At 63.9% G+C, this 9,023-nt stretch carries 7 protein-coding genes and 2 pseudogenes; 4 read left to right on the forward strand and 5 right to left on the reverse strand.

Annotation, left to right across the window (positions count from 1 at the left end):
* A partial coding sequence (locus tag ACFE77_RS15310) for a TIGR00730 family Rossman fold protein (RefSeq protein ID WP_375422512.1) occupies nt 1–407 on the forward strand: 407 nt, incomplete at its 5' end.
* 40 nt (nt 408–447) lie between these two features.
* The gene (locus ACFE77_RS15315; RefSeq protein ID WP_375422513.1) at nt 448–1,392 is read left to right on the forward strand and encodes a phytoene/squalene synthase family protein; all 945 of its coding nucleotides are present in this window, start codon (nt 448–450) and stop codon (nt 1,390–1,392) included.
* Between the two features lie 357 nt (nt 1,393–1,749).
* Here ACFE77_RS15315 and ACFE77_RS15320 read toward each other — a convergent pair whose 3' ends face one another.
* The 4 genes and pseudogenes from ACFE77_RS15320 to ACFE77_RS15335 all read right to left on the reverse strand — a co-directional run bounded on the left by ACFE77_RS15320 (nt 1,750) and on the right by ACFE77_RS15335 (nt 5,996).
* Nucleotides 1,750–2,979, reverse strand: coding sequence for an NF038122 family metalloprotease (locus tag ACFE77_RS15320; RefSeq protein WP_375422514.1), 1,230 nt, complete (start codon nt 2,977–2,979; stop codon nt 1,750–1,752).
* 285 nt (nt 2,980–3,264) lie between these two features.
* Nucleotides 3,265–3,378: pseudogene (locus ACFE77_RS15325) on the reverse strand (PEPxxWA-CTERM sorting domain-containing protein); the annotation flags it as partial.
* A gap of 84 nt (nt 3,379–3,462) precedes the next feature.
* A pseudogene (locus ACFE77_RS15330) lies at nt 3,463–4,488 on the reverse strand (NF038122 family metalloprotease); the annotation flags it as partial.
* Between the two features lie 284 nt (nt 4,489–4,772).
* Nucleotides 4,773–5,996, reverse strand: a complete 1,224-nt coding sequence (locus ACFE77_RS15335) for an NF038122 family metalloprotease (protein WP_375422515.1) — start codon at nt 5,994–5,996, stop codon at nt 4,773–4,775.
* A 236-nt stretch (nt 5,997–6,232) separates the two neighbouring features.
* On the opposite strand from ACFE77_RS15335, the gene ACFE77_RS15340 reads away from it, so the two are divergent.
* Nucleotides 6,233–7,702, forward strand: coding sequence for a sulfotransferase (locus tag ACFE77_RS15340; RefSeq protein ID WP_375422516.1), 1,470 nt, complete (start codon nt 6,233–6,235; stop codon nt 7,700–7,702).
* 12 nt (nt 7,703–7,714) lie between these two features.
* Here the strand turns inward: ACFE77_RS15340 and ACFE77_RS15345 are convergent, their stop codons facing one another.
* Complete coding sequence (locus tag ACFE77_RS15345; protein WP_375422517.1) at nt 7,715–7,945, reverse strand: hypothetical protein; 231 nt, start codon at nt 7,943–7,945, stop codon at nt 7,715–7,717.
* Between the two features lie 110 nt (nt 7,946–8,055).
* Here ACFE77_RS15345 and ACFE77_RS15350 point away from each other — a divergent pair.
* Nucleotides 8,056–9,023: ABC transporter transmembrane domain-containing protein (locus ACFE77_RS15350; protein ID WP_375422518.1), on the forward strand; the 968-nt coding region annotated here is incomplete at its 3' end.

A 9,023-nucleotide genomic window follows, 5' to 3' on the forward strand; every position in this document is an offset into this window, starting at 1 on the left:
AGGTGATCGGCGTGATCCCGCAGGCGCTGGTCGATGCCGAGGTCGCGCATCGCGGCCTTTCCGCGCTTCACGTCGTCGGCGGCATGCATGAACGCAAGGCCAAGTTCACCGACCTTTCGGACGGCTTCGTAACGATCCCCGGCGGCACCGGCACGATGGACGAACTCTGGGAAGCGCTCAGCTGGGCGCAGCTCGGCTATCATGCCAAGCCGGTCGGCCTGCTCAATACCGCGGGCTATTACGACCACCTGATCGCGTTCTGGGAGAAGATGGCGGATGTCGGGTTCCTCCGCGCGCAGCATCGCGACCTGCTGATCGTCGCCGACACGCTCGATGCGCTGCTCGGGCGGATGGCGGCGCACGTCCCGACGCAGCCGATCGTGCGGATGGCGATGTCGGACCTGTGAGCTTAGAATTGGTGAGGGTGGGCCGGGTGAGGCCGCGTCGGTGAGCGACGCATTGCCGTCGCGCGATGCGATCGTCGCCACTGCGCGTGAATCGATCGCGCGCGGCTCCAAGAGCTTCGCGACCGCGAGCCTGTTGTTCGATCGCCCGACCCGCGAACGCGCCTGGCTGCTCTACGCCTGGTGCCGCGCCTGCGACGACATCGCCGATGGCCAGGATCACGGCCACACCATGCATGCGGTCGAGGACGCCCCCGCCCGTACGGCGGCGATGGCGGTCCTGACCGATGCCGCGCTCGACGGCGAGGTGATCGGCGAACCTGCCTTCGACGCGTTGCGGATCGTCGCCGCCGAAACCGGCATGCCGCGCCGCCTCGCGCACGATCTGATCGCCGGTTTCCAGCTCGACGCCGAGGAATGGCATCCGCGTACCGAGGACGATCTCTATCGCTATTGCTACCATGTCGCCGGCGCGGTCGGGTGCATGATGGCGGTGGTGATGGGGGTCTTGCCCGCCGACGACGACACGCTCGACCGGGCCTGCGATCTCGGCATGGCGTTCCAGCTCGCCAATATCGCGCGCGACATCGACGAGGATTCGCGCGCCGGCCGCTGCTATCTGCCGAGCGAGTGGCTCGCGGAGATGGACATCCCGCCGGGCGAGCAGATGAAGCCCATCTACCGCCCCCGCCTTGCGACGCTCGCACGTCGCCTAGCGGATCGAGCGGCGGCGTTCGAAGCGAGCGCCCGCCAGGGCACCCGCGTCCTTTCGTTCCGCTCCGCCTGGGCGGTCCTCGCCGCCGCCGAAATCTATGGCGCGATCGCACACAAGGTCGCCGCCGCGGGTGACCTCGCCTGGGACAACCGCGTCACCACCTCCAAGGGTGAGAAGCTGGCGTTCATCGTGCGCGCCGGCGTCGCCGCCCGACGGCGATCGATGTTGCCGCCGGTCCCGCGCTCACCGACGCTTTGGACACGACCGCGCTGAATTACGAAGCGACGTAGAAAGCGATGTAGAAGATGTTCGTGCGGAGGCGCGGAGAAGAAGAGGTTGGCGGGTTCGCCCTGCGCGCTAGCAAGCGCCGCAAGCTTGAGCGCCTGCTTTCTTCTCGCCGCCGCACGAGCGAAGCCACAGCCTCATCGTCGACCAGGGGCGATCACCCTCATCCTTCCGCTGCTTCGCCGGTCCCTTCCTCTCCCATCGGGCGAGGGAAAGACGCCGAAGGCGGCAAAGGGTGCGGGTGACCTCGGATGACCGAAGACGAGACGAGCAGCACGTTATCGCGGACCCGACAGGACCGCCGTTGATCGTGGAACAACGGCGCTTCACATCGCCGAAGCGGGGTCAGCCCGCGACGCCGACCCTCATCTTGGTGCGGGAACGGCGGCTACCGCGGAGTGCGCCGCCGACCATTGCGAAGCCAGTCAGCATCATCGCCCATGTCGTCGGCTCGGGCACTGCCGACTGGAATTGGCGATAGATGCTCGCGGTGGTGGCGAGATAGCCGGGGTTCTCCAGAACGTCGACGCTGAGGTTCCAGCCCATCGCGTCGAAGGCGGCGAGATCGAGCGCGGTGACCTCTTCTGCCTGTCCGAAGCAGGACGTCGGGTCCAGAATGCCGAGTTGCTTTGTGCATTCCTCCTCGAAGGTCGTACCGCCGGTATCGCGCCAATGCGAAGCACTGTTCCCGTCGCCATTGTACCGACCGGTCGCGAAGCTGTTGTCGAACAACGCGTTCTTGCCGCCGTCGATCGAGAAATAGCTCTCGGTGCCGACGGATAGATCCAGCATCGGCTCGCCTCCGGCCAGGTTCGACGGATCCCTGCTGTAGCGGAACATGTCGAGCGGGGTGTAGATCGAGGTATCGTTCCGGCTGTAACCAAGGGTGCCCCGCTCGGGTCCGTTCGGACGAGCGAAGTAATCCATGTCGTCTACCCCGGAGACAAACCCGAGGGCATGACCAAATTCGTGGATGGCGGTGCCGATGAAGTCGAAGGTGTCACGATCGATGCCGTCGGACGGATCGAAATCGAAGGCGAAAGCGCTGCTGAAGGTGACGTCCCCATCGATATCGGTGCCGCTGCCGTCGATCGCGCCGATCGCCTTCAGGACCGAGGTGTTGGCGTACAGCGTCCGACTGCTCACGGTGTCGCCGCGAACCAGCGCCTTTACCCTCGTGTCGTCGTTGCCATCGGCATCGGTGCCGTTGGTGATGAAGGTGGCGCCACCGCTCGAGTTCAGCATCGGTAGATTGAGAGTCGCGGTGCGATCGAGAAGCGAATTACTCTTGGTCTCGCCGATGAGGCTTTCCCATTCCGCAACGGAATAATCCATGCTCGTACTGCCGGCCTGCCCGATGACATTACGCGCCAGCCTCTCGAAACCGACCTTGAAGTTGATCTGTACGTCGTTGGTCAGCACCGAACCCCAATAAAGCGCCGCTATCTTGAAGCCCTGTTCGGCCGGCGAACCCGTTACACCGCCCTTGTCGACCAGGTTGATCACGGCCGCATCCGCGCGCGAGGTCGCCAGCAACAAGGTAGCGCTGCACAATAAAGCTTGCCTGATCGTCATGATGACCCCCGTCGGCAGCGACCTCCGGGTCACTATCCTGCAGCCTTTATTGAATAAACGCGATCGATAAGTCAAACCGCTTGATATCCGCCAGAATACATATGGAAGCATTGTTATGAAGCAGGTTTGTCGACTTACCCTTATGCAGTTCTATTGTTCTATTAACGTGATGTCATCGTCGTGATGGGTCGCCAACGTCCGGAAACTCTACGGACGCTCTTCGCCGGAGACGAAAACGCCGCCGGCCTTTCGAACCAGCGGCGCTTTACGTGTCCAGGTCGGCGATCAGCCCGCGAAGCTGACCTTCACCTGGGTGCGCGACCGACGACCGCGCAGCGCGCCGCCGACCATGCCGAAGCCGATGAGCATCGTCGCCCAGGTGGTCGGCTCGGGAACGGCCGAGAGAAATTGTCGGTAGATGCTCGCGGTCGTGGCGAGATAGCCGGGGTTTTCCAGCACGTCGAAGCTGAGGTTCCACCCCATTGCGTCGAAGGCGGCGAGATCGAGCGCGGTGAGTTCGTCCGCCTGTCCGAAGCAGGACGTCGGGTCCATGACGCCGAGTTGCGTGGTGCATCGTTCCTCGAAGGTCGGGCCGTCGGCATCGCGCCAATGCGAGGCCTGGTTCCCGTCGCCATTGTATCGGCCGGTCGAGAAGGTGTTGTCGTACAAGGCGGTCTTGCCACCATCGATCGAGAAGTAGCTGTCCGTGCCGACGGACATGTCGAGGATCGGCTTGGTGCCCGCGACCAGGTTGGACGGATCCTTGCTGTAGCGGAACAGGTCGAGCGCGCTGTAGATCGCGGTATCGTTGATGCTGTAGCCGACCGAGCCGCTCTCGGGCCCGTTCGGAAGGCCGTAATAATCCATGTAGTCGATCCCGGATACGAAGCCCAGGGCATGACCGAATTCGTGGATCGCGACGCCGAGGAAGTCGAAAGAATCGCGGCCGACGCCATTCGACGGGTCGAAATCAAAGGTGAAGTCGCTGCTGAAGATGATGTTGCCGTCGATCGAGCCACTATCACCGTCGATCGCGCCGATCGCCTTCAGGACCGAGGTGTTGGCGTACAGTGTCCGACTGCTCACGGTGTCGCCGAGAACCAGGGCCTTCGTACTCGTGTCGTCGTTGCCGTCGATATCGGTGCCGTTGGTGATGAACGTGATGCCACCGTCGCCGTTCAGCGTCGGCAGGATCGCGGTCCGATCGAGCAGCGACTCGCTCTTCGTCAGACCGATTTGGCGCTTCCAGTCCTCGATCGAATAAGCCTGGCTGTTGCTGCCGGTCCTTCCGATGACGTTCCGCGGCAGTTGTTCGAACCCGACGCGGAGGTTGATCTGCACATCGTTGATCAGCACCGACCCCCAATAAAGCGCGGCCATCTTGAAGCCCTGTTCGGCCGGCGATCCGGTCACGCCGCCGCGGTCGATCAGGTTGATCACGGCCGCATCCGCACCCGATGTCGCCAGCAACAAGGTAGCGCTGCTTAATATAGCTTGCCTGATCTTCATGTTGACCCCCGTGGGCAGCAACCTTCCCGGCCGCTATCCTGGATACTATATTGGATATAGCGTGAAGATCTGTCAACTCGCCTGCTTCGCGACAACAGAGTATCGGTTTGAATAGTATGAACTAAAGTTCGCCAACTTAACCGTACGTAATTTGATTGTTTGGCCGAATAACGTTAGTTTTAAAATTGGTCGCGAATGGTGGCGCGAACGGACGCTCTACGCGAGACACGAAAACGCCGCCGGTCCTTTCGAACCAGCGGCGCTTTACGTGCCCAGATCGGCGATCAGCTTGCGAAGCTGACCTTCACGTTGGTGCGCGAGCGACGACCGCGCAGCGCGCCGCCGACCATGCCGAAGCCGGTGAGCATCATCGCCCAGGTGGTCGGCTCGGGAACGGCCGACAGGAACTGGCTGTAGATGCCACCCGTGGTCGCGAGATAACCGGGGTTCTTCAGCACGTCGAAGCTGATGTTCCAGCCCATCGCGTCGTAAGCTGCGAGATCGAGCGCGGTCACGGCACCCGTCTGACCGAAGCAGAAGGTCGGATCCATGATCCCGAGCTGCTTGGTGCAAACCTGCTCGAAAGTGGTCCCACTCGCATCACGCCAGTGCGACGCCTGGTTCTCGTCACCGTTGAAGCTGCCGGTGGAGAGGAAGTTTCCGAACAAGGCGGTCTTGCCACCATCGATCGAGAAGTACGACTCGGTCGCGACCGACAGGTCGAGCACCGGGTCGTCGCCACGGATCAGACCGGTCGGATCGTTGCTATAGCGGAACATGTCCAGCGCACTGTAGATCGACGTGTCGTTGAGGCTGTAGCCGAGCTGGCCCGCGCCCGGGCCATTGGGCTTACCGAACACGTCGAGAAAATCGACGCCGGAGACGAACCCCAAGGCGTGGCCGATCTCATGGATCGCCACACCCAGGAAGTCGAACTTGTCGCGATCGACGCCGTTGCTCGGATTGAAATCGAACGCGAACTCGCTGCTGAAGGTGACGTTGCCATCGACGAGGCTGCTGTCCGGTCGGATCGCGCCAATCGCCTTCAGGACCGACGTGTTCGCGAAAAGCGTCCGGCTGCTCACCGAATTGCCGATAACGACCGTCTTCTCTGCGGTATCGTCGTTGCCCGTCTCGTCATAGTCGTTGGTGAGAAAGGTTGCACCGCCGGCGTTGTTCAGTTCGGGGAGGATGGCCGACTGATCGAGCGACGAGTTGCTGCGCGTAAGCGCGACCCGCCCCTCCCAATTGGCGACGCTGTAATCGCGCCGCGTGCTTCCGGTGGAGCCGATCACGCCTTCGTCGAGCGCCTCGAAACCAACGCCGAGGTTGATCGTGACGTCGTTGGTAAGCACCGAACCCCAATAAAGCGCGGCGATCTGGAAGCCGCGCTCGGCCTGCGATCCGGCGACGCCGCCATTGTCGATGAGGTTGATGACCGCTGCATTGGCACCGGTATTCGCGAGGAGAATTGCCGCGCCGCAGCAGAACACATGCTTGAGTTTCATCATGGACCCCTGTTTGTGGGCGATCGCGCCACTCGGGCAATCGCGTTGCAGGGAACATGCGTTGTCAGTTCGTTAACTGTCAATCTAACGTTAACCATGTTGTGACTTTCGGCATGCTTGCTGTCTTCCTTAGCGCGATCATGTTGCTCCGCGGCAACACTCGCCCAGCTTTTCTGCTGCATTTGCGTAAGGTTGTGAGGAGATGACGTGATGGTCCGAGTCGAGTAGCAAGAACCGTGGTTTCTTCGTCACCGAGCCTCGCGACGCTGATCGCCGACCTGAAGCGTGCGACCGGTGCACGCGATCGCGCCGCGACTCGCGAGGCGGTGTCGCGGATGCTGGCGATGCGTGCACCGATCGGTGCCGAATGGCGGCGCATCGCCGAACTGATGCGGGTCAGCGGCGAGATCTCGCTGTCGCACGCCGCGATGGACGCGTTCGTCGCCGCTGCCGGCAACAGCGCGGCGGCGCGACTGTCGAAGATCGTGCTGCTCACCCAGACCGCGCGGGTACGCGAGGCGCACGCTTTGATCGCGACCTTGCCCGAGACCATCCCCGATCGCGCGGGGCATGCCTTTCTGCGCGGCAACACCGCGGTGACGTTGGGCATGGTCGATGAAGGCCGCGCGCAGCTCGAGATCGCGCTGCGCGAACGGCCCGGTTGGGGTCCGGCGTGGCTGACGCTCGCATCGACCGTCAATCTCGCCAGCGATCCGATCGGCGACCGCCTGCTCGCCGACGCCGCCGCGGCCGAACACCAATCGCCCACCGAACTCGCGCGGTTCTGCTACGCGCTGGGCAAGCTCCATGCCGACCGTGGCGACCACGAGGCCGCGTTCGGCGCCTATTCGCGCGGCGCGACGCTGCTGCGTACCGCGACGCCCTACAGCCGGGAGGGCAACGCCGCCGCCGCGCGCCAGGCGATGACCGGCTTCGACGGCGACTTCTTCGCTCGCCACCGCACGGCATCGGCCCTCTCCACCGCGCGCCCGATTGTCGTCACCGGCCTGCCCCGCTCAGGTACGACGCTGGTCGAACAGATTCTCACCAGTCACAGCGCAGTCGCCGATGGCGGCGAGATCAGCCTCGCGCACCACTTGGCTGTCGAGGCCGGCGGCGTGTCCGGCGACGCGATCGAACGATACATCGCGCGGGGCGGTTCGCTGGAAAAGCTCGGCGATCTCTATCTGCACCTCCTGACCGAGCGGTTCGGCGGCGAAGGTCGCATCGTCGACAAGACCATCGACAACAGCCGCTTCCTCGGGCTGATCGCGGCGGCGCTGCCCGATGCGCCGTTGATCTGGATGCGGCGCGATCCGCTCGACAGCGCCTGGGCGTGTTTCCGAACCTTCTTCATCCACGGCGTCGCATGGAGCTACGACCTCGAGGACATCGCACACCATTTCCTGCTCGAAGATGCCTTGCTGGCCTATTGGCAGGAACGGCTCGGCGACCGGCTGCTGGTGGTGCCCTTCACCGAATTCGTGACCACGCCCGATGCCTGGATCGCGCGGCTGCTCGCGCACTGCGGCCTGGCGGAGGAGCCGGGGGTCTCTCGCTTCTACGATACCGACCGCGCTGTCGCGACCGCGAGCAGCCTTCAAGTCCGCCGGCCGATAAACCGCGAAGGCGTCGGCGTCGCGCAGCCCTATCGAAGGTATCTCGAACCGTTCGAGCGGGCTTATGCCGGCCGCGCTATCGATTGACGCAAGCCGCGCTCAGCCCCGCGGCGGCTTGGGCTCGGCCTTCGCCATCATCATGCCCTGCGCACGGCATGCGGCACCGATCATCGGGTATGGCACGTCGGTATTGCGAGCGAGCTGGTCGGGCAGCGCCGCGCGGCACTGCGCCATGCTCTCGTAGCGGACCGGCACGACCCTGGCTTCGGTGCACTGCACGTTGCCGTCGCCGCAGCCCATGATCGCCATCACGTAGATCAGCGGTTCCATCGGATCCTCCAGTCGCCGCATCCCAGTTCCGGCTCAATGTGCGGTTACACGCAATGTTCCGGCCGGGCGCTTTGCGATTCGGGAGGACGCGTCCTACATCGGCACGACCAATGCCTCCGCAAACCCTTGCCTCTTCCAGCGAACAGCCCCTGCTGCCGACGCTGCGCCGATTCCTGCCCTATCTCTGGCCCGCGGGCGAGACGGGGCTGAAGGTCCGGATCGTCGCCGCGATGACGCTGGTGGTGCTGTCGAAGCTCGTCCAGGTCTATGGCGCGCCGTTCGCGTTGCAGGGCGCGGTCGACGGCATGGGCACGGGGGACCGGTCCGCGACGACGCTGATCGTCATGCTGGTGCTCGGCTATGCCGCGGCGCGGTTCGGCACGACCCTGTTCGACAACCTGCGCAACACAGTATTCGAACGCGTCGGGCAGGACGCCACCCGTCGTCTCGCCGCGCAGGTGTTCCGCCACCTCCATGCGCTGAGCCTCGACTTCCATCTATCGCGGCGCACCGGCGCGGTCACCAAGGTGATCGAACGCGGCACCAAGAGCATCGACACGATGCTCTATTTCCTGCTGTTCAACATCGCGCCGACGGTGCTCGAACTCGGGCTGGTGATCGGGCTGTTCTGGACCAAGTTCGGCTGGCCGCTCGTCGCCGCGACGCTGCTGATGGTCGTCGCCTATATCTGGTTCACCCGCGTCGTCACCGATTGGCGCGCGGCGCTGCGCACCCAGATGAACGATCTCGACACCGGCGCGGTGGCGCACGCGGTGGATTCGCTGCTCAACTTCGAGACCGTCAAATATTTCGGTGCCGAGGAGCGCGAGGCCAAGCGCTACGATCGCGCGGTCGATGCCTATGCGCGCGCCGCCGTGCGATCGGAAAACTCGCTGGCCTGGCTCAACGTCGGGCAGGCGGTGATCACCAACCTGATGCTCGGCGCGGGCATGGCCTATATCGTCTGGGGCTGGAGCCAGGGCCGCTTCACCGCCGGCAACGTCGTGTTCGTATCGACGCTGCTCGCGCAGCTGTTCCGCCCGCTCGACCTGCTCGGCATGGTCTATCGCACGATCCG

It is taken from the genome of uncultured Sphingomonas sp., assembly GCF_964243315.1.
Taxonomy (GTDB): domain Bacteria; phylum Pseudomonadota; class Alphaproteobacteria; order Sphingomonadales; family Sphingomonadaceae; genus Sphingomonas.

What these genes read in the sequence shown, in the direction of transcription:
- ACFE77_RS15345 (WP_375422517.1), bottom strand. Translation starts at nt 7,945, where the DNA reads ATGGAACCGCTGATCTACGTGATGGCGATCATGGGCTGCGGCGACGGC.
- ACFE77_RS15320 (WP_375422514.1), bottom strand. Translation starts at nt 2,979, where the DNA reads ATGACGATCAGGCAAGCTTTATTGTGCAGCGCTACCTTGTTGCTGGCG.
- ACFE77_RS15335 (WP_375422515.1), bottom strand. Translation starts at nt 5,996, where the DNA reads ATGAAACTCAAGCATGTGTTCTGCTGCGGCGCGGCAATTCTCCTCGCG.